Genomic DNA, 20203 nt, shown 5'->3' on the forward strand with positions numbered 1-20203 from the left:
CATCCAATATTCCATACGGTGCTTGCTCAGCTTGTGTGATTTCTCCTTCGTCGAAAGGACAAACTGGACTTAATTGTAATTATAAACTCATGTCTTTCCTCCCAACAAATCGTATTACAGCACCTTTCCCAATATGAAATTGCCCTTCATTGAGAATGATTTCTTCTTCCTCTAAAAGTAAGATTTCATAATTTTCAAAATCAGCCTGTATTTCTTCTTTCGAAAATAAATCAGCAATCGCATCCGGTCCGCCAACTTTTGGGTTTGCTTTTTTAAAATGCAAATGACTTTTACTGAAAGCTTCAAAAATAATAAGTCCTCCGGGTTTTAGATATTCATTTAGTTTTTTGTGGAGTTTTGATTTTGTTTCTGCAGAGAAATGAGCGTAAATCAATCCAATTGCATCGAAAGATTCTTTTTCGAATTCGAGTTCTTCCAGATCGCCTACATTATATTCTAAAGTCACATTGTTTTCTTTGGCCAGTTTTAATGCTTTTAACTGCCCTTCTGTGCTTAAATCAAACGAAGTGACAGTCCAGTTCAGTTGTGCTGCAAAAACGCCGTTACGACCTTCGCCATCGGCAGGCATCAATATAGATCCGGGTTTGAATTTAGGCAGCCATTCTTTAAAAAACAGATTAGGTGCTGTTCCGTAAGCAAATTCAGTGTTCTTGTATCTTTCATCCCATTTTTGATTCATTTTGATTCGGTTTAAATTAATATTTCAAAATTAGCCGGAAAACGTTTCGACAGTTAGGACAATAATGCAGTTTACTATGACTTATTTGAAGTTTTTGCGAAATGTCTCGGGAGAAAATCCGGTATGTTTCCTGAAGAATCTAATAAAATAAGAGACATCTTCATAGCCCATATAATCTGCAATTTGATTTACCTGATTGGAGGTTGCCAAAAGATATCTTTTAGACTCCAGAATGATCGCTTCGGTGATAAGTTCAGAAGCCTTTTTGTTTACTAACGTTTTGGTGATATTGTTTAGCTGATAGGAAGTAAGATGTAGCATTTCGCCATAAGCAGCAATGGATTTGTGCGTGCGAATATGAGTTTCTAAAAGTGTTCTGAATTCATCCAGACGTTCCTGTGCGTATAAGTTAGTATTGTCGGTTGGATTATTGTTTTGTTCCCGCATAAGTTCCAAAAAGAAAATACGGAGATTGGCTTTTATGATTTCAATATAATTTTCGTGTTGGTCATGGTATTCCTGAAAAATATAAGTCAAAACGAAAAGTACTTTTTGAAAAGTAGCCTCTTTAAGTCCATAGTAATTCTGCTGGCTTATTTTAGTTAAAGAAGTCTGACTTGTTTTATCATCAGAAGAATAAAAACCAGTAGTAAACTGAATCATATAACCGGTGCTTTTGGCATTTAACTCCAACCGATGTGCCTGCCCCGGACGCAAGAAGAAAACAGTATTGTCTTTTATTTCGTAGCCTTTGAAATCAATTTCATGAAAACCGGCTCCTTTTTGTAAAACCAAAATATGGCAGAAATCATGTCGATGTAATTGCTGAATGAGGTTTTCTCCCAAAAGCAAATCCTGAACAGTACGGATGCTGAAATTTAGGGAAAAATTTGTTTTTTCAGGAGGTGTAGTAAGATTTCGAACCGGGATCTTTTCCATTTTAGTTTGATGTGATACAAATGTACAAAACAGCGTTGCGAAAATAGAGAATGACTTTTATATAAATAGATGTACTTCAACGTTTTTTGCGGTTGTTTACGGGGCAAATTAGGAGTAATATGTAAGAATTGAGTACCTTAGATGAGTTTTAGAATACTGGTAATGCTCTTAATTTTAGTTTGTATGAAAAAATATCTACTTATTTTTACAGCGATTGCATGTATTTTTTCTTTAAACTGTTTTGGACAGAACAACGATATTGTTCTTGCTAACGTGAAAATGAAAAATGCAAAATCGAAATCTGACAAGATACCCAATACAGATCTTGTTGTAGAATCTTATCGCGTTGAAGAAACCATCAATATGGCATTTGGAAACCGAACCACTACTTATGAAGTTTCTAAGCTGGATATGGTTAATACCTATGATTTAGGACCAAATAATACCCGAAAGGTGATCCCACAATATGCAAAACCAAAAGAAAAGACATTAGGAACCACAATAGAGACAAAAGCCATTGTTGATACTTTGAAAGTTGCTGTAAAACCGGTTAAAGTAAATGTTCTTCCTCCTGCGAAAAAAGAAAAGTATATCACTATAAATGTGGTCAACACGTACGAAAAAGTCTTAGACCGTGGATACAAATCAATAGAGATGCTCAAAAAAGTAGCAGACCGATCTTATTTTGAAAATGATATGATTAATGCTGCAAAACATTATGCTCAATTGTTTGAGATGAGTACCAACTTAGAAGCGTCTTATTATTTCAGATATGCGCAAGCATTGAAAGGTATTAATGAAATGGAAAAATCGGAAGAAATGATGCAGCTGTTTAAAAGTAAAAATGGTAGTAAGTAAAATGTAAATTCTTTTCAATCTTGTTGTTTTGGAACAGAAAAAATTACACTAGTTAAGTAAGAATGATTTGTGGAATAGTTGAATGTGATTTCTCCTGCGTCGATAGGACACGAAAACAACTATTTCTTTTTCACCAATAAAAAAAGAGCATCGGTATAAACGATGCTCTTTTTGATTTAAAAACTTAATTGTAACGATTTGGGGTCGTGATTGATTTGATGTCTTGAGCTGCTTAATTTTTATTTGCTATTTAACTCTCTTAAGATCTAAATCCTGAAAATCAAAACTAAAATCAATCGTTGGAGATATCCCTTTCATTTTTATGCTTTGTGCTTTTCCTTCTTCATCTAAACTAAAGGAGGCAAACGCATCGCAATTCATATCCTGATATTCCCATTTTATAGCAAAAGTATTTGCTTTGTAAAGTTGCATTGGTCCGTTTAGTTTTGGTGAACGAAGAGATTTGAACCATAATTGATTTCCTTTCAGAAATATTTCCATTTTTCCGAACCATTTATCTTCGTATTGCCCGATAAAGTCTTCGTTTTTGATTTTGATATTTTTGGCTTTGTTTACGGTTTCCCAAACTTTTTTAACGGCTTCATTGTCTACGTTCTTTTGTGACTCTAAAAAAGAGGCATGTTTGTCAATCCACCCGTAATCGTCCAGACCTAAGTAACTGTCGAGAATGGTTTGACTTACGGCAGAGAAAACACCGGCGCCACCATTTTCGGTATTGGTTAAAACTACGACCCCTAAATTTAAATCCGGAATCATTGTAACTATAGAAAGCATTCCCGGTAATCCACCTGTGTGGGAAACGCTTAGATTTCCTTTTACATCAGCTAAAAACCAACCTAATCCATAACCGTTAAAATGTTGTTTGTATCTCGGGTCCGGATCCGCTGGAAGGACTGAGTACAATTTCCACATTTCATTTTGTCTTTCCGGAGAGAAAAGTTGTTTGTCTAATTGGTCTCCGTATTTCCCTTTGTTTAATTGTACCAGAACCCATTTTGACATATCATCTGCATTAGATACAATGCCACCGGGAGCACCGTTTACCATTTCTTCAAACCCTTGAATGGTTTTTATTTTGTTGTTCTCGGTACCGTTTGTCGAGTGGGGTGTAGCTAGATTAGATTTGTCTTTTATGTCTTTAAGAGAAGCATGTGAGTTGTTCATCTGTAAAGGATTCATGATTTTGGTTTCGATAAATGCCTCCCAGCTCATTCCGCTTACTCTTGCGGTCAGCTCGCCTGCTACAAAATAAAGCAGATTGTCATAATCAAACTGTGTTCTGAATTCCGAAACAGGTTTAAAATGCTGAAAATTGCTTAAAACATCTTTTATGGTAAAGTCAGTACCGTTAGGAAAAAACATTAAATCTCCGGCGCCTAAACCAAGTCCGCTACGATGACATAATAAATCTTCGATAAGAAAATGTTCTGTTACGTACTCATTGTACATTTTAAATTCGGGAATATAGGTCTTCACTTTGTCTTTCCAGGAAATCTTTCCTTCATCGACTAGAATAGCTAACGCGGCAGTAGTAAAAGCTTTGCTGTTAGAAGCAATTTGAAAATTGGTGTGCTCGTCGACAGCTTGTTTTGTGTTGATAGACTTAACGCCATATCCTTTCTTGTGGATCACTTTTCCATCTTTTATAATGGCGACTGCAACTCCGGCAACATTAAATTTTTCGATTGATTTTTCTACAAGGGCATCAACTTCTTTTGAAGAGAGTTGAGCAAAGATATTACTGGTGGTAAGTAATAAGAAAGTGGTTAAAATGGTTAATGCGAATTTTGGTTTTTTCATGTTTTTTGGTCTGATTGTTTAATGTAGTTTAATTAGTAGGGTTTTCCCTTCGGAACGAATATATAAAATAAAAGAACATCAAAAAGATCCGAATTTAGTTTTTAGGAAAACGATGTTCTAATATATCGTAAAAAATTAAACCTGACAGGTTTCAAAAACCTGTCAGGTTTAATTATATAAAAAACAATTTATTCAAAAACAGATTCCCACAAGATTGGAATTTGGAATTTAAAAAGTTTGGAATTTCAATCCAATATTTCGGTTATAAGCAAAAAAAAAGACTATCGTGATGATAGTCTTTTTTTTTAAGCTCCCCCTCTTGGGCTCGAACCAAGGACCCTCTGATTAACAGTCAGATGCTCTAACCAACTGAGCTAAGGAGGAATCACCTTAAAGGTAAATATGTTTGCTAAAAAAAAGTTGCTCCCCCTCTTGGGCTCGAACCAAGGACCCTCTGATTAACAGTCAGATGCTCTAACCAACTGAGCTAAGGAGGAAGATGTTGTTCTTTTTAGCGAGTGCAAATATATATCAATTTTTGGTTTCTAAAAAACATTTTTGCTCTTTTTTTTCAAAAAAATTATTTGCCAACAATTGCTTTGTAGATATCATTTCCATTAGCAAATAAAAGCAATGAGATAAGTAAAACGAAACCAACCATTTGTGCATTTTCAAGGAATTTATCACTCGGTTTTCTGCCACTAATTATTTCGTACAATAAAAACATTACATGTCCACCATCAAGAGCAGGAATCGGCAATAAGTTCATTACTCCAAGCATAATTGACAATAAAGCCGTGATAGACCAAAAAGCTTCCCAGCTCCAAGTTTTAGGAAAAACATTAAAAATAGCCGCAAAACCACCTACTTGTTTGTATGCTTTGGTTTCCGGATTAAAGATTAATTTAAGTTGTTTACCATATCCTACCAATTGATCTTTTCCTCTTTCGATTCCTACCGGAATAGATTCTAAAAAGGAGAATTCTCTTTTACTGATTTTATAGTAGCCTAATTTTTCCAAAGAATCTAAATCTAAGCCAGCCAATTGTATGCCTAATTTTCCGTCATTAGCAACCATTAGTTTTACTTTTTCTTCTTTTTGATTGCGAAGTAAAGTAGCCTCAACGGTTTTACCTTTATTGTTTTCCAATATTGTTTTTGCTTCATCAAGATATTTTACCTTTTGTCCGTTAAGTGATAAAAGAATATCTTTTGGTTTCAAAACTGTATTTTTAGAATCATCAGCTATTTTTCCAATTACAAATGGAACACGAAAAGTAGCCAAAGCATCTTTTCCTGCTTTAGAATACTGATCAACAAAATCATTTGGGATTGCAATTGTTTGTTCTGTTCCGTTTCTGTCAATTACTACTTCCTTAGAGGTAGCTAATTTTCTATTAACATCGCTGTCATATCGGATCACTTTTTCTCCATCTATACCAACAATGATATCACCTGTTTTAAAACCGGCATTTAACATTGCTTTGTTTTCGATCAAAAGACCGTCTTTTAAGTCTTTGTTGGCAATAAACATTTCACCATAAGCGTAAGCCATTCCGATGTAGATAACGAAAGCAAGGATGAAATTTACAGTTACACCCCCAAGCATAATAATTAAACGTTGCCAAGCCGGCTTAGAGCGAAACTCCCAAGGTTCTGGAGGTAAAGCCATTTGTTCTTTATCCATACTTTCGTCGATCATTCCTGAGATTTTCACATAACCTCCTAAAGGTAACCAACCGATTCCGTATTCAGTTTCTCCGATTTTCTTTTTCAAAAGAGAAAATTTCACATCAAAAAATAAGTAAAATTTCTCAACTCTGGTTTTAAATAATTTTGCAGGAATAAAATGTCCTAATTCGTGAAGAATAATAAGTAATGATAAACTCAATAGAAATTGAGAGAGCTTGATAACTATGTCCATTTTTAATTTTTAGTTCGTAATTTTTAACGCACAAAAGTAACGTTTCTATTTTAATTTGGTAGTGCAATATAATATATAAGGTTTTAAATGTTTGTTAATTAATAAACATTTTGATTTCTACTTTTAGGCAGATGCTGTAACTTTACTTTTTTGTGCGCTATCCTACTTAATAGGTAGCTTAAAACGATTAAAAGTTACACTATTATGGCTTCAATATTATTCGCTCCGCTTACCCTTAAAAAAATTACTTTAAAAAATAGAATTGTTATTTCGCCTATGTGTCAGTACTCTGCAATCGACGGATTCGCTAACGATTGGCACTTGGTTCATTTGGGAAGCCGTGCCAGCGGAGGTGCCGGTTTGATTATTCAGGAGGCAACAGCAGTTTCTCCTGAGGCTAGAATCTCTCCTTGTGATCTAGGAATATGGAAAGACGAGCACATTGAAAAACTTAAAACAATCAACGAATTTATCAGATCACAAAATGCCGTTCCCGGTATTCAATTGGCACATGCCGGACGAAAAGCAAGTGTTTCTGTGCCGTGGGAGGGCAACAAAAAATTAGATATTGGTCATGAGGGCTGGCAGACTGTTGCCCCGAGTGCAATTGCGTATCATGAAACGGAACCGTTTCTTCCAACTGCCTTAGATAAAATCGGAATTGAAAAAGTGCTTTCGGATTTTAAAACGGCAACTAAAAGAGCGGTTAAAGCCGGTTATCAGCTAGTGGAAATTCATGGCGCCCATGGTTACTTACTCCACCAGTTTTTATCTCCTTTAACGAATAAGCGAACGGATGAATATGGAGGAAGTTTTGAAAATCGTATTCGCTTTACACTCGAAGTTGTGGAAGCAGTTCAGTCAGAATGGCCGTCGGATTTACCATTGTTGGTTAGAATTTCGGCAACAGATTGGGCTGAGGGAGGATGGAATCCTGAAGAGTCAGTAGAACTTTCCAGAATTTTAAAAGAAAAGGGAGTTGATCTGATCGATGTTTCGTCAGGTGGATTAGTATCGCATCAGCAAATCCCGCTAGAGCCAAATTATCAGGTTTCTTTTGCGGAAAAAATCAAGGAAGAAACGGCTATTTTGACTGGAGCAGTTGGTATGATCACCGAGGCAGAACAGGCGGAAGCTATTTTAAAAGAAGGCCAAGCTGATTTGATTTTGTTTGGCAGGGAGTCGCTTCGTAATCCGAATTTACCTTTAGATTTTGCGGCAGATTTAAATGATGATATTTCATGGCCAAAACAGTACGAGAGAGCTAAAGGGAGATAAATTTATAGGCCACAGATTTCACAGATTAAAAGGATTTTTTAAGCGCATCGATTTGTGTAAATTAGTGTAATTCGCGGCAACACAAACTAACAGTAATCTGTGCCAATCAAAACAATCTGTGGCAAAAAAAACACATAAAATGGAAAAAATAAAAACAGCACTATTATCATACGGAATGTCGGGGAAAGTTTTTCATGCTCCTTTTTTATCGATTCATCCGGGGTTTGAATTGTTGGGTTCTTGGGAAAGAAGTAAAAAAGTGATTCAAGAAGATTATCCGTCTGCAAAAAGTTATGCTTCCATTGAGGAATTATTGGCGGCTGATGTTGATTTGGTCATTGTAAATACCCCGGTTGGGACTCATTTCGAATATGCAAAAAAGGTACTCTTGGCAGGAAAACATGCCGTTGTAGAAAAAGCATTTACGACAACTGTAGCCGAAGCAGAAGAATTAGCCGGAATTGCTAAAGAAAAAGGATTAAAATTAGCTGTTTTTCAGAACAGACGCTGGGATAGTGATTTTAAGACCGTTCAGAAAATAATTAACGAAGGCGTTTTAGGAGAGTTGGTTGAAGCAGAGTTTCATTTTGATCGTTATAATCCGTTGTTGAGTGCAAAAGCACACAAGGAAACAGCGAACGATGGCGCCGGAATTTTAAAAGATTTAGGACCACATTTAATCGATCAGGCTGTTGCTTTATTTGGTTCTCCCAAAGCTGTTTTTGCCGATATCAGAACGACAAGAGAAGGTTCTGTCGTAGACGATTGGATCGATTTGTTGTTGATTTATGCGGATCTTAGAGTGCGACTAAAGGCAGGCTTTTTTGTGAAGGAAGCAAATCCGGCCTATACGATTCACGGTAAAAAAGGATCTTTCCTAAAACCTCGTGGCGATGTACAGGAAGATGATTTAAAAGCAGGAAAGAAACCAAATTTAGAATTATGGGGAACAGAGTCCGAAAGCTTACAAGGGCTACTGCATACTGAAATTGACGGAAAAGAAATTCGAGAAAAAATACCAACACTACAGGGGAATTATTTCAGTTTTTTTGATGGCGTTTACGACGCGATTTCAAACCATAAAACAGAACCGGTTACAGCACAAGACGGTGTAAAAGTAATGCAGATTATAGAAGCTGCAATTGCAAGTAATACCCAGCAAAAAGTGATTAATTTATAAACAATAACGTTATAAATCGAGGAACTAATAGGGTTTGGTCGTGCATAACGGAGCTTTTTAGTACTTTTATACGACCAAACTTTAAACACCATTATTTTGATCGATTTCAATCCATTAGCACTATTTCAAACCAAAGGGAAAATTAAGAAAGTCTTTAGAGAGGCCAAGGCGTCATATCTAAACCGAATTCGTTTTGCTGTCGGAATGTTTTATTTTGGAATGGGTTTAAGTTTCGCTACCTGGGCGAGCCGAATTCCGGATATTAAAACCGCTTTGCATCTGACCGAAGGAGACTTAGGTTCTATCCTTTTTGCATTACCAATGGGGCAATTGTTGATTATGCCTTTTTCGGGAAAAATGGTAACGAAGTTTGGAAGCCATCGCATTTTAATTTTTTCTCTAATAATGTATGTTTTATGTCTTGCCAATTTAGGCTTGGCAACTACAGCTTTACAATTGTCATTGGGTTTATTTTTATTCGGTTTATTTGGAAACTTAGCCAACATAGCGGTTAATACTCAAGGCGTTTATACAGAGGTTCTTTTCAAAAAAACAATCATGTCCTCTTTTCATGGGATGTGGAGTTTTGCCGGATTTACAGGAGCCTTGGTTGGCTTAGGAATGTTGGCTTTAAACCTGAGTCCGCTTCATCATTTTTTAATTATCGCCGGAATTGTACTACTGATGATTGTTTTTAATTTTAAATTTTTGGTCAAAGCCAAAGAAAAAATCAAAGACAAAACAGAGAAAAAGAAACTATTTGTTAAACCCGATAGTGCTTTAATCTGGCTAGGTGTAATTGGTTTTTGCAGTATGGCAAGCGAAGGAGTAATGTTTGATTGGAGTGGTGTTTATTTTAAAGATGTTGTTCAGGCACCGGGTCCTTTGGTGATTTTAGGGTACACTTCATTTATGATTATGATGGCCAGCGGACGATTTTTAGGAGACGGATTAATCAACAAATTTGGTCGTGAACGTGTTATGCAAATCAGTGGCGTGATGATTTCAGCCGGACTTTTTACAGCTGTTTTTCTTCCTTATATTATTCCTTGTACTATTGCTTTTATGCTGGTTGGACTAGGAGTGGCAACGATTGTTCCAACAGTTTACAGTATGGCAGGTAAAAACCCGACTGTTCCACCCGGAGAAGCTTTAACGATTGTTTCGAGTGTTAGTTTTCTGGGTTTTTTAATGGGACCTCCCGTGATCGGACATATTGCTGAAACTTTTGGACTACAATTTTCTTTTGCTTTTATCGGAATCTTTGGTGTCCTGATTGCTTTTATGGTCTCTAAAATTCGAACAACTCCCTAGTTTCTCTCTTTATTTATCTGCATGACGGAGATTGATCGAAGGTACGGTGTTAAACTCATTCGCTTCATCTGTAAAATCTACGAAGGCAAAACAATATAAAAACAGTTGCAATTAGTAATAAAAGTATTACAATAATAAATATTAGCTATCTTTGAATTAAGAATGATAGCTGATGTATAATTCTGTGCATGTACTCCTATTCTTTTCCAAAGATCAATTTTATCTTTTGATGTAAGGATTAAAGTGTTTTTTAGTAAAGACATTTTAATCCAAAACAATTTGTCAAAGTTAATAGGGATCTTTTATGGAAAAAATGTACTTGGTCTTTTTTGTTTTACTGCCTTTCGGTTTTGTTTTTGCGCAACAGGATGTGATTCTTTCAGGAGTGGTAATTGATATAAAAACACAACAACCGTTAGAGAATATCGTCGTAAGTATTCAGAACTCTTCTGCTACACAATTAACGAAAGCAAACGGAAAATTTGAACTGCATTCCGCTCTAAAAGGGGAACAATTGCTTTTGCTGCACAGTCAGGGTTATAAAGAGGTACTTCTAAAAGTAAATTTAGATTCCAATCATAATCTCGGAATAATACAACTGGAAGATAATTTTTCCGATGATGCTTCTGCTACTTTAATTACACTTTCAGAAAGTGACTTAACGGATGATACCAGTACGTCGGAGATGACATCAGGTCTTTTGCAATCTTCAAAAGATGCGTTTTTTCAGGTCTCCGCTTTTAGTTGGGGTCAGGCAAGATTTAGGGTTCGGGGATTAGACAGTGAAAACGGAACCATGATGCTCAACGGAATACCAATGAACAAAGTTTATGACGGAAGACCACAATGGGGAAACTGGGGCGGATTGAATGACGTACTTCGAAATCAGGAATTTTCAGTTGGAGCAGCTTCTTCAGACCATACTTTTGGAGGTATATTAGGTACACAACAGATTTATACACGAGCTTCCATTTATAAAAAAGGAAGTCGTCTTTTATTTTCAGCAAGCAACACCACTTACAATTGGCGGGCAATCGGAACCGATGCTTCCGGTACAAATGCCTCGGGTTGGGCGTATGTAATTTCGGCTGGAAAACGAATAGGAAACGAAGGCTTTTTTGAAGGAACAAATTTCAAAGGAGAGTCTTTTTTTATAAGTATTGAAAAGAAATGGAACGATAGAAACGCGCTTAATTTTACCGGATTTTATACACCAAATTCGCGTGGAAAGAATTCACCAAACACAAACGAAGTTACCGGATTGACCAACGAAAAATACAATTCGTACTGGGGATGGCAAAACGGAAAAAAACGGAATGCACGCGTAAAAAACATCGAAGAACCACTGTTAATGTTGAATCATTATTTTAGAATAAATGAAAAGGCAAATCTGAATTCAAGCGTTATGTATCAATTTGGTAAAGTGGGAAACAGTACAATTGACTACCAGAATGCAGATAGTCCGGATCCTGTCTATTACAGAAAATTGCCCAGTTATTTTACGTCACTTTATGCAAAAGACAAGGGAGCATTTTCGGGGGATTTTATGCCTGATCATATAAATGCGGAAAAAAGTAAAACATTGTTTTTAGACCATGCCCAACTAAACTGGGAAGACTTGTATCGGACGAATCAGAAGCCAATATTAAATTTGAACAATATAATTACAGGTTTTGAACCCGCGCAAAGCCATTATGTTTTATATGAAGACCGGACCGATGATAAAACACTGGCGGTAAACTCCAATTTAAACTTGCAACTTACTGAGAATAGTGCTTTTGATGGCGGCATCGTTTTTAGAAGCTTGAAATCACATCATTTTCAATCTCTAGTAGATTTGCTCGGAGGTTTATATTTTGAAGATGTTGATGCATTTTATACCGGTGCTCAGGCGCAATCTGATCTGCAGAATCCAAATCGTCAGGTCAAAGAAGGGGATGTTTATGGCTACAATTATAAGTTGCTGGCAACGATAATTGATGCTTTTACACAGTTCAAGTTCAACTATAATAAATTCGATTTCTTTTTATCCCAATCCTATTCTGTTTCAGAATACCAAAGAGAAGGATTATATCAAAATGGAATTTATCCAACAACGTCTCTTGGTAAAAGTAAAAAAGTAAATTTTGAAAATTTTGGTTTTAAAGGTGGATTCACCTGCAAGATTTCAGGCAAACAATGGTTGTTTTTTAATGGAATGCATTATACAAGAGCGCCGTCACTTCAAAATACGTTCTCTAATTCGAGGCTTAATAATACTATTGTTGACGATCTTGGAAATGAGAAAATCAGCGGTGCCGAAGGAAGTTATGTCTTTCGAATGCCCAAGTTCAAAATGAGAGCAACAGTGTATTATACTTTGATAAGAAATTCGGCTAAAACGTCTTTTTTTTATGCAGAAGGAATTTTTGACAAAGGAAAAGCTAATAATAATACAGATGCATTTGTAAGTCAGAATTTGACACAGTTAGACAAGAAAAACATTGGAGTTGAATTGAGTTTTGAGTATCAAATTTCAGCGGCATTAAAAGCTATAGCCTGTTTGGCATACGGTAACTATACCTACAGTAGCAATCCAAAGGTATCGATTACAAATGATGCAAATGTGGTGAAAGAAAATACACAGTCAACTTTTGATTTTGGAAGATCCCGGCTTAAAGATTACAAACAATCCGGTATGCCACAACAGGCCTGTGCAGTTGGACTGGAATACAGAGCGCCTAAATTTTGGTGGCTGGGAGTGGCTCTTAACTATTTGGCTGAAAATTATATTGATGTTGCTCCAATTGCCAGAACAGATCGTTTTTATATCAACGCTAAGAACGGGTTGTTTTTTCCTGAAGCGACCAAGGAGCGGGCTCTCCGTTTATTAAAGCAGGAAAAATTGGATCCAATATCGTTAGTGAATATTACAGGAGGTAAATCCTGGAGCGTTTTTGGAAACAATATAGGGCTTTTTGTGAGTGTAAATAATGTTCTGGATGTATCGTATAAAACCGGTGGTTTTGAGCAGGCCAGAAATGCCAATTTTAGAGCACTCAATCAAGATGTTTCGAGCGGAACTCCTTCGTTTGGGGCTAAATATTTCTACGGTTACGGAAGAACCTATTTCGTAAACCTAAGTGTTAATTTCTAAAAATTAAAACAGGTCAGAATATGATGGATAGCATCTTAAAATATTTTTTTGCACTACAATTATTGCTTTTATGTTCCTGTGATGCAGAACTGGAAAGTCCTGAGTTTAGTTGTACACAGCCCAATTTAATCGTAAATCAAACCGTAGAAAAACTAAAAGACGTTTCAGAACTTGTGCCAAAGCAATATGGTTATGATGATGTTATTGAAGCCTACGTCGTGTCGACAGATGAAGGGGGTAATTTTTTTAAAACGATTTATCTTCAGACATTAAAGGACAGTAAAGAGGTAGTAGGTTTTAGTGTGGCCGTCGATGTAACAAATACGTATGCTGATTTTGGTGTGGGCAATAAAGTGTATCTAAAGCTTAAAAATCAATTTACAGATTTATATTACGGAGGATTGCGAATTGGGAGTCTTTATGTGAGTAATGCCGGGGATCCAACAATAGGCAGAATTTCGCAAAATGACTATAAAAATATAATGAATGCGTCTTGCGTTGTAGTCGATGAAAATCAATTGGTTCGGTCTTTTTCTATTGAAGAAGCGTTAAACGATAAAAATCTCAATACGTTAATTGAACTTAAGGAGGTCCAATTCACAGAAGCCGCAATTGGGCGCCATTATTTTGAAGAATCCAATAATGTCGGGGGTGCAACCAATTGGAACCTGAGTGATAAAACAGGAAATCAGATTATTTTCAGAACGAGTAATTTTGCAAATTTTGCAGCTAGTGCGGTGCCGGAAGGAAGTGGGAAAGTACGAGGGATATTAACAAAATTTGGTTCTGACTACCAACTGATGGCGAGATCTGAAAGTGATGTCGTAATGGATGGAAAGAGGGCCAGTCCATTATTTTCAGAAGATTTTCAGTCGGTGAAAAACAATGTGGCTTTTAGTCTTCTAGGTTGGAGTAATATTGTTGAAAAAGCCAGTAAATCTTGGAGAAGTATGTTTTACGGCGGAAATGGTTATGCAGAGTTTAATACGACAAGTACAACAGCAGCAGAAAATGTCGCCTGGCTGGTTTCTCCTAAAATCAATTTAGAGGGATATAAAAATGCCGTGTTTTCTTTTAGAAGTGCGCAATACAATTTGAAGGTCGATTCACCATTAAACGCATTAGAAATTTACGTATCCGATGATTTTGACGGATTGAATATTGCCAAAGCAAAATGGACAAAATTGGTTGCAAAACTACCTAATTTATCAACTCCGGCACGTGAGTTTATATCCTCCGGCAGAATCGATTTACCATCCTATTCCGGAAATATTAATATTGCGTTCAGATATGTCGGATCCGGGAAAGACAAAACGTTAAATGGCGCTTTTATGGTGGACGACATTAAGATTTTTGCTGAAAAATAGGGGAGAATAGTTTTGTATTAATGATAAGCGGTTGGTTTTTAGTGAGTTGTTTAAAAATAAGCAATTTTTGAATCGGAAATTGTTAAAATTTAATTGGATTTCGTATTTTGGTCATCCCAAATCTATATAATACGATGAAAAAAATCTACTTTATTGCCATCATGCTGATGGTTGTTCCATCCGTGCTGCACAGTCAGGATGCTCCTGTCAAATTAAAACAAATAAACATTGTAAAAACAAATTACCAAAATGATAAAGATGGTGAAATTGTAAATAAAACAGTGGTTTTTAATGAAGGTAAAATTCAATCGATCACGACCTCAGATGTTATTCAGAAATTCTTTTACAATAAGAATGGATTGTTGGACATGACCGTAAAGGAAAAAGTCGGCAGCGACTGGAAAGAAGTTGTTAACTACACTTATAATGCAGATAACAACATTATAAAATTCGTTGACAAATACCATGAAGGCAACGATTACATTACAAAAACCGTAACTTTTACCTACGAGGGAGCGAGAGTAAAAGCGATCACTAAAAAAAGTACCAATCACCAGAATATACTGGATGATATTGAATATATTGTAGAGAACGGTATAATTGTAAGACGTACTTCACGCGACCGAAATAAACAGATTATCGGTAAAATCGAATATGTTTATGTAAATGATAATGTAGCAAAACACAAAGGTTTGGTTGGAGATAAAATTTCTAAAACCTATACTTATGACGATAAAAAGTCGGTAGAATTACTAATCGTTCAGAATCTTTTTGGAGATAATTACAAAATAATTGTACCGATGATTTCGTATCATGAAGACGAATTTAGTTTTGAGACTATTTCATATAATAATGAAGTAAATTTTAGTCCTTCATCTACAGCCTTAGTCGCAGTAAGCCGAAAGTATAAATACAATAAATTGAATTTTCCAATATCCTGTTCTCAAATAGAGGAAAACGGAATTGTAAAGACAGAGAAGACTTTTATTTACGAATAAAGACGTTGTCGTTTCTTTTTTAAACCCTTTAGCGATTAATAATCTTAATGGCTAAAGGGTTTACTCTTTTAAATAAAGAGGTTAATTTGCCAAATAGAACTTAAAAATAAAATTGTATAAGTGTAGTAGCTTACAAATCATTAAATTTGCAACTTATTCAAAGCTATGTTAGAAAAAGAAGTTATAAATTTTGAGAGAACAGCCGTAGTAGGTATTATAACTCAAAATCAAAGTGAAGAAAAACTAAACGAATATTTAGACGAATTAGAGTTTTTGACTTTTACCGCAGGTGGTGAAGTGATAAAACGTTTTTCGCAAAAAATGGAACGCCCAAATCCGAAGACTTTTGTTGGGACAGGAAAAATAGATGAAATCAATCTTTTTGTAAAAGAAAACAATATATCGACGTTGATTTTTGATGATGAATTATCACCATCACAACAGAAAAATATTTCAAGAATAATTGATTGTAAAATCTTGGACAGAACCAATTTGATTCTGGATATTTTTGCACAAAGAGCTGAAACGTCTTATGCAAGAACACAGGTAGAGTTGGCACAATGTATCTATTTATTACCAAGACTTTCCGGTTTATGGACGCACCTTGAGCGTCAGAAAGGTGGTATTGGTATGCGTGGTCCCGGTGAAACGGAGATTGAAACAGACAGACGTATTGTGCGTGACAGAATTTCGTTGTTGAAAGATAAAATCAAAACAATCGATAAACAAATGGGTATTCAGCGCAGTAATCGTGGTGCGATGGTACGCGTGGCACTGGTTGGTTACACCAATGTTGGAAAATCAACTTTGATGAATGCAGTTGGTAAGAGCGATGTTTTTGTAGAAAATAAATTATTTGCAACGCTGGACACAACGGTTCGTAAAGTAGTGATTAAAAACTTACCTTTTCTACTTTCAGACACCGTAGGTTTTATTAGAAAGTTACCAACGCAATTAGTAGACTCTTTTAAAAGTACATTAGATGAGGTTCGTGAGGCAGATTTGTTGCTGCATGTAGTAGACATTTCACACCCGGACTTTGAAGATCATATCGAATCTGTAAATCAGACCTTGTTAGAAATCAAAAGTAATGATAAGCCAACTATTATGGTTTTTAATAAAATTGATGCCTACAAACATTTGACAATTGATCACGATGATTTGATTACTGAAAAAACGAGAAAACATTACACGCTTGAGGAATGGAAACAAACCTGGATGAGTAATGTTGGAGAGAATAAAGCATTGTTTATTTCGGCTACTCAAAAAGAAAATTTTGAGGAATTTAGAGAGACGGTATACGAAGCTGTACGCCAGATTCATATCACCAGATTCCCATATAATAAATTTTTGTATCCGGATTACAAGGATGCCATCGAAAAAGAAGAGGAATAAAAAAACGGCTTTTGAATATTTTCAAAAGCCGTTTTTTTTATGCTTAATTTTTTCACGCAGATTGAGCGGATTTATTTCAGATCTCTTTTTATTGTTGGAGAAATAAAGACTTGATGAAATTGACATTTAGATTCGGTGTTGATTTCGCAAGTTATCACAAATTTATTGCTGTTTGAATAGCCTCCTGCTTTAGCTGGAGGTAAATGATTGATCGGCGTAGAACTGGCTTTAGCCGAAAGAATCATTTAATATTTAATCTTAAAACTATATTCCTTCAGTTAAAGCGCCATGTAATTAAGTTAAAGATCGTCAAAAAAAGTCTCACGCAGATTTTAGCGGATTGAAATAAAAAAATCTGCAGAATCTGCAGAATCTGCGTGAAAAAATATCTTGACTTAATGATATTGAACTAAAGCAGAACGTTATTCAAAATGAGATGTTTACAAATCTTGTAATTTTTGCAAGAAACGGCATTGTTCTAATTCAGAAAATGAGCATAACTTGTTTAATTTTAGAGATAAGAGAACTATCCATTCGAATTAATTAGTGCCAATTAGTGAAATTCGTGACCGCTTTTAACATAAAGAATTAATCTTTTTAATCCTCTAATCTGTGGCAAGCAAATAAATCAGCTAAACCAGCTGATAAAAAATACGGTCTAAAATCCAAAGTTAACTCCTAAACCGAAAACTTCTCGGGTTTGAAATCCACTAAAGGCATTGTCGTCGTAAATTGCCTGGAAGGCCAGATTAGCAGATAAAAATTTGTTTACCTTCATGATGATGTTCAACGAGTAATTGATATCTACGTTTTGTGGATCTCTTAAATAGTTAGAATATAAATTCAACGTATTCTCGGCAGTTACGTTGGTCATGATGGCAAGTTTATAGTAAACCGAAGCATAAAACCCCAGTTCATACAACATCGTTTTATTAGCATCAACACCAAAATAAGCCCCATCTACATAAGGTAATCCGGTTGCCTGATCAATTCCCGAAGTATAAGCACCGTCAACAAAAGTGAATTTTGAGGTTAGGGGTGCAAAGTTTATTTTTAAATCTTCTGCTTTAGACCAATAAATACCGGGACCAGTTGTTAAGTAACCCGGAGACATAAATTTGGTATTTTCTGTTCGGATTTCTTTACCATTGACATCCTGGCCATACAAGTAACCCGTCGTGAATTGGGTTCTGAAATTTAAAAAGAAAGAGTAGTACCAGTCGCCAAAAGCCTTTTTACCGACGATTGAATTGAATTCCAGACGGTCATCAGTCTTCTTTTCGAAATCAGCATTTTTAGTCTGTAAAAGCCCGTAGGAAGCAAGGATTTTATTATCCCAGGTTATATCGTCTTTTTTGTAATTGAAATCGTAATTGATTCCTAAAGTTCCGGAGAAACTGTCTTCTCCTCCCGCAACCCAGTTATTGAAACTGGACTGATTTAATAAAAGAGATACGGTTCCCTTTGCTTTCCAGCCTTCATCTTCAATAGTGTCATTGATTTTTTTTACGGCTTTTTCGGTGTTTTGAATTAATTCTTTTTCTGAATTTTGGGCTTGAACACAAGTGAAGTTCACTAAAACGAAAAGTAACAAGGATATCTTTCTCATAGTATTTAGTTTAAGTAGTAACAAATATACTAAAAAAATGTTAAAACACTTAGAGGTAGTTCATTGCGAAAGGATGTTATTTCTTAGATTCTTTGTATAAAGGCACTGCAGAACAAGCTTCTCCGTACATTATACTTCTTGCGAATGGCTGTAAATAAGAAGTCGCTAAAATATATGCACGCATTGGAACGGGCTTTTTGGAGCAGCCTTTAACGATAACAGGTTTGTTTTTATATTCCGAAAAATCTAGCTTGCTTAGAATTTCTTCGTACAGACTTCCATCTAAATCTTCGATAGTTCCGTTGACTACTTTTTTGGCATAAGGAGCTAATTGTACTGCGACAAGTATTAAAGCCCAAGCCGGAATAATAGCATCTGTACTGCAATTAATTGCAACATACTGATCCTGATATTGTGCCCAGTCATGATTTTTTAAATGCTCTCTGAAATCTTTTTCTTTTAACAAAAAGCCTTCTAAAAGCCATTGTGAAATGTCAATCTGCACTCGCATTCCTTTCGGATAATAATCCTCAAGATCAAAAACTTCTAAGGCGCTATTGGCAACTTTATTGATTATTTCTTCCATACGAAAAGTTTAGTTTCAGGTTTAAAGTTTCAAGTTGAACAACCTGAAACTTTAAACTTGAAACAAATATTAAAGCATTCCTAATTCTAATTTTGCTTCTTCACTCATTAAATCCTTGCTCCAAGGCGGATCGAAAGTAATTTCTACTTCAACATCTTTTATGTTGTCGATTGTTTTTACTTTTTCTTCGACTTCTCTTGGTAAACTTTCCGCTACAGGACAGTTTGGAGAGGTTAGTGTCATTAGGATTTTTACTTCGTAATCGGTGTTCACCATTACATCGTAAATCAATCCTAATTCATAAATATCTACAGGAATCTCCGGATCATAAATGCCTTTTAAAACTTTTACGATTGATTCTCCTAAGTCGTTAGTGTCTATTTCTTGTTCCATTTTGTTTTTTTATTTTTTTTTAAACCATATAAGTGATGTAAGTTTATTTAAAATTGGGGCTTACATTCTTGGGTTTGTTCTTTTGTTTTTTTAACCATATAAGTGATGTAAGTTCATTTAAAATCTGGGCTTACATTTCTTGGGTTGTTTTTTATTTTTAATCTTCAAGCCAGCGATATAATTCGTTGACATATGTTTTTTGACCTTCGTGATAAATATTAGTTACATTAAAATTAATCATGAGTCCAATAGATACTTGCAAAAGTTTCATGTAGGACATCAATTTTGCAATGTGAATAGGTATGATTCTGTCAACTGCTTTCAATTCTAAAACCAAACAATTTTCAATGAATAAATCACATCTTAGATCTGACTCAAGATTTAAGCCTTTATACTCAATCGGAATTATTAATTCGGATTGAAAATTAATTCCTCTTAAAGAAAGTTCTTTAATCATACATTGATGATATATACTTTCTAAAAGACCGGGTCCAATATTTTTATGAACTTCAATTGCTGCTCCATTAACCTGATAAATTAAATCACTCAAATATTTCTTAGTTACCATTATTGTTTTTAGTGTAATAGTAAAAAAAGAAAGAGGAGGCGCAGACTTAAAAATATTTCTAAAACCAAATAAATTATATACGTAAATATAGGCTTGCTAAAATGAACTTACATCACTTATATGGTTTAAATAATAAG

General features: G+C 35.3%; 16 protein-coding genes and 2 tRNA genes. 8 read left to right on the top strand and 10 right to left on the bottom strand.

Features of this window, described 5'->3' with window-relative positions:
* Positions 1-79 precede the first annotated feature (79 nt).
* Positions 80-700: a class I SAM-dependent methyltransferase gene (locus tag LNP23_RS05395; protein WP_230004213.1), complete on the bottom strand. Its 621-nt coding sequence runs from the start codon at positions 698-700 to the stop codon at positions 80-82.
* An 81-nt stretch (positions 701-781) separates the two neighbouring features.
* Positions 782-1639 (bottom strand): AraC family transcriptional regulator, encoded by an 858-nt coding sequence (locus LNP23_RS05400; protein WP_230004214.1) that lies wholly within the window; start codon positions 1637-1639, stop codon positions 782-784.
* Positions 1640-1822: 183 nt separating this feature from the next.
* Between LNP23_RS05400 and LNP23_RS05405 the strand changes: the two genes are divergently transcribed.
* Entirely contained in the window at positions 1823-2497 is a 675-nt protein-coding gene (locus LNP23_RS05405) for a hypothetical protein (protein WP_230004215.1), read from the top strand.
* 246 nt (positions 2498-2743) lie between these two features.
* Here the strand turns inward: LNP23_RS05405 and LNP23_RS05410 are convergent, their stop codons facing one another.
* The 4 genes from LNP23_RS05410 to rseP form a co-directional block, all read right to left on the bottom strand.
* A complete protein-coding gene (locus LNP23_RS05410; protein WP_230004216.1) occupies positions 2744-4318 on the bottom strand; it encodes a serine hydrolase in 1575 nt (524 codons plus the stop codon).
* Positions 4319-4628: 310 nt separating this feature from the next.
* A tRNA-Asn gene (locus tag LNP23_RS05415) sits at positions 4629-4702 on the bottom strand.
* A 39-nt stretch (positions 4703-4741) separates the two neighbouring features.
* Positions 4742-4815 (bottom strand) — tRNA-Asn (locus tag LNP23_RS05420).
* A gap of 83 nt (positions 4816-4898) precedes the next feature.
* Positions 4899-6242 (bottom strand): RIP metalloprotease RseP, encoded by a 1344-nt coding sequence (gene rseP, locus LNP23_RS05425; protein ID WP_230004217.1) that lies wholly within the window; start codon positions 6240-6242, stop codon positions 4899-4901.
* 204 nt (positions 6243-6446) lie between these two features.
* On the opposite strand from rseP, the gene LNP23_RS05430 reads away from it, so the two are divergent.
* The 7 genes from LNP23_RS05430 (at position 6447) to hflX (ending at position 16910) form a co-directional block, all read left to right on the top strand.
* Positions 6447-7520, top strand: coding sequence for an NADH:flavin oxidoreductase/NADH oxidase (locus tag LNP23_RS05430; RefSeq protein ID WP_230004218.1), 1074 nt, complete (start codon positions 6447-6449; stop codon positions 7518-7520).
* 139 nt (positions 7521-7659) lie between these two features.
* Positions 7660-8700, top strand: coding sequence for a Gfo/Idh/MocA family oxidoreductase (locus LNP23_RS05435; protein ID WP_230004219.1), 1041 nt, complete (start codon positions 7660-7662; stop codon positions 8698-8700).
* Between the two features lie 96 nt (positions 8701-8796).
* Positions 8797-10014: an MFS transporter gene (locus LNP23_RS05440; protein ID WP_230004220.1), complete on the top strand. Its 1218-nt coding sequence runs from the start codon at positions 8797-8799 to the stop codon at positions 10012-10014.
* Between the two features lie 304 nt (positions 10015-10318).
* Positions 10319-13150, top strand: a complete 2832-nt coding sequence (locus tag LNP23_RS05445; protein ID WP_230004221.1) for a carboxypeptidase-like regulatory domain-containing protein — start codon at positions 10319-10321, stop codon at positions 13148-13150.
* 20 nt (positions 13151-13170) lie between these two features.
* On the top strand, positions 13171-14517 hold the full coding sequence (locus LNP23_RS05450) for a DUF5689 domain-containing protein (RefSeq protein ID WP_230004222.1): 1347 nt from the start codon (positions 13171-13173) through the stop codon (positions 14515-14517).
* Positions 14518-14651: 134 nt separating this feature from the next.
* Positions 14652-15515 (top strand): hypothetical protein, encoded by an 864-nt coding sequence (locus LNP23_RS05455; protein ID WP_230004223.1) that lies wholly within the window; start codon positions 14652-14654, stop codon positions 15513-15515.
* A 165-nt stretch (positions 15516-15680) separates the two neighbouring features.
* Positions 15681-16910 carry a GTPase HflX gene (gene hflX / locus LNP23_RS05460; protein WP_047774841.1) on the top strand — a complete coding sequence of 410 codons (1230 nt, stop codon included), beginning with the start codon at positions 15681-15683 and terminating at the stop codon, positions 16908-16910.
* A gap of 658 nt (positions 16911-17568) precedes the next feature.
* Here the strand turns inward: hflX and LNP23_RS05465 are convergent.
* From LNP23_RS05465 to LNP23_RS05480, 4 genes are all read right to left on the bottom strand, one after another.
* Positions 17569-18519, bottom strand: coding sequence for a DUF3078 domain-containing protein (locus LNP23_RS05465; protein WP_230004224.1), 951 nt, complete (start codon positions 18517-18519; stop codon positions 17569-17571).
* A gap of 76 nt (positions 18520-18595) precedes the next feature.
* The gene (locus LNP23_RS05470) at positions 18596-19105 is read right to left on the bottom strand and encodes a DUF2480 family protein (protein ID WP_047774845.1); all 510 of its coding nucleotides are present in this window, start codon (positions 19103-19105) and stop codon (positions 18596-18598) included.
* 69 nt (positions 19106-19174) lie between these two features.
* Positions 19175-19498 carry an SUF system Fe-S cluster assembly protein gene (locus LNP23_RS05475; protein WP_047774847.1) on the bottom strand — a complete coding sequence of 108 codons (324 nt, stop codon included), beginning with the start codon at positions 19496-19498 and terminating at the stop codon, positions 19175-19177.
* 157 nt (positions 19499-19655) lie between these two features.
* Positions 19656-20066, bottom strand: coding sequence for a GxxExxY protein (locus LNP23_RS05480; protein WP_230004225.1), 411 nt, complete (start codon positions 20064-20066; stop codon positions 19656-19658).
* Between the last annotated feature and the right edge of the window lie 137 nt (positions 20067-20203).

Source organism: Flavobacterium cupriresistens (assembly GCF_020911925.1).
Taxonomy (GTDB): Bacteria; Bacteroidota; Bacteroidia; order Flavobacteriales; family Flavobacteriaceae; genus Flavobacterium; species Flavobacterium cupriresistens.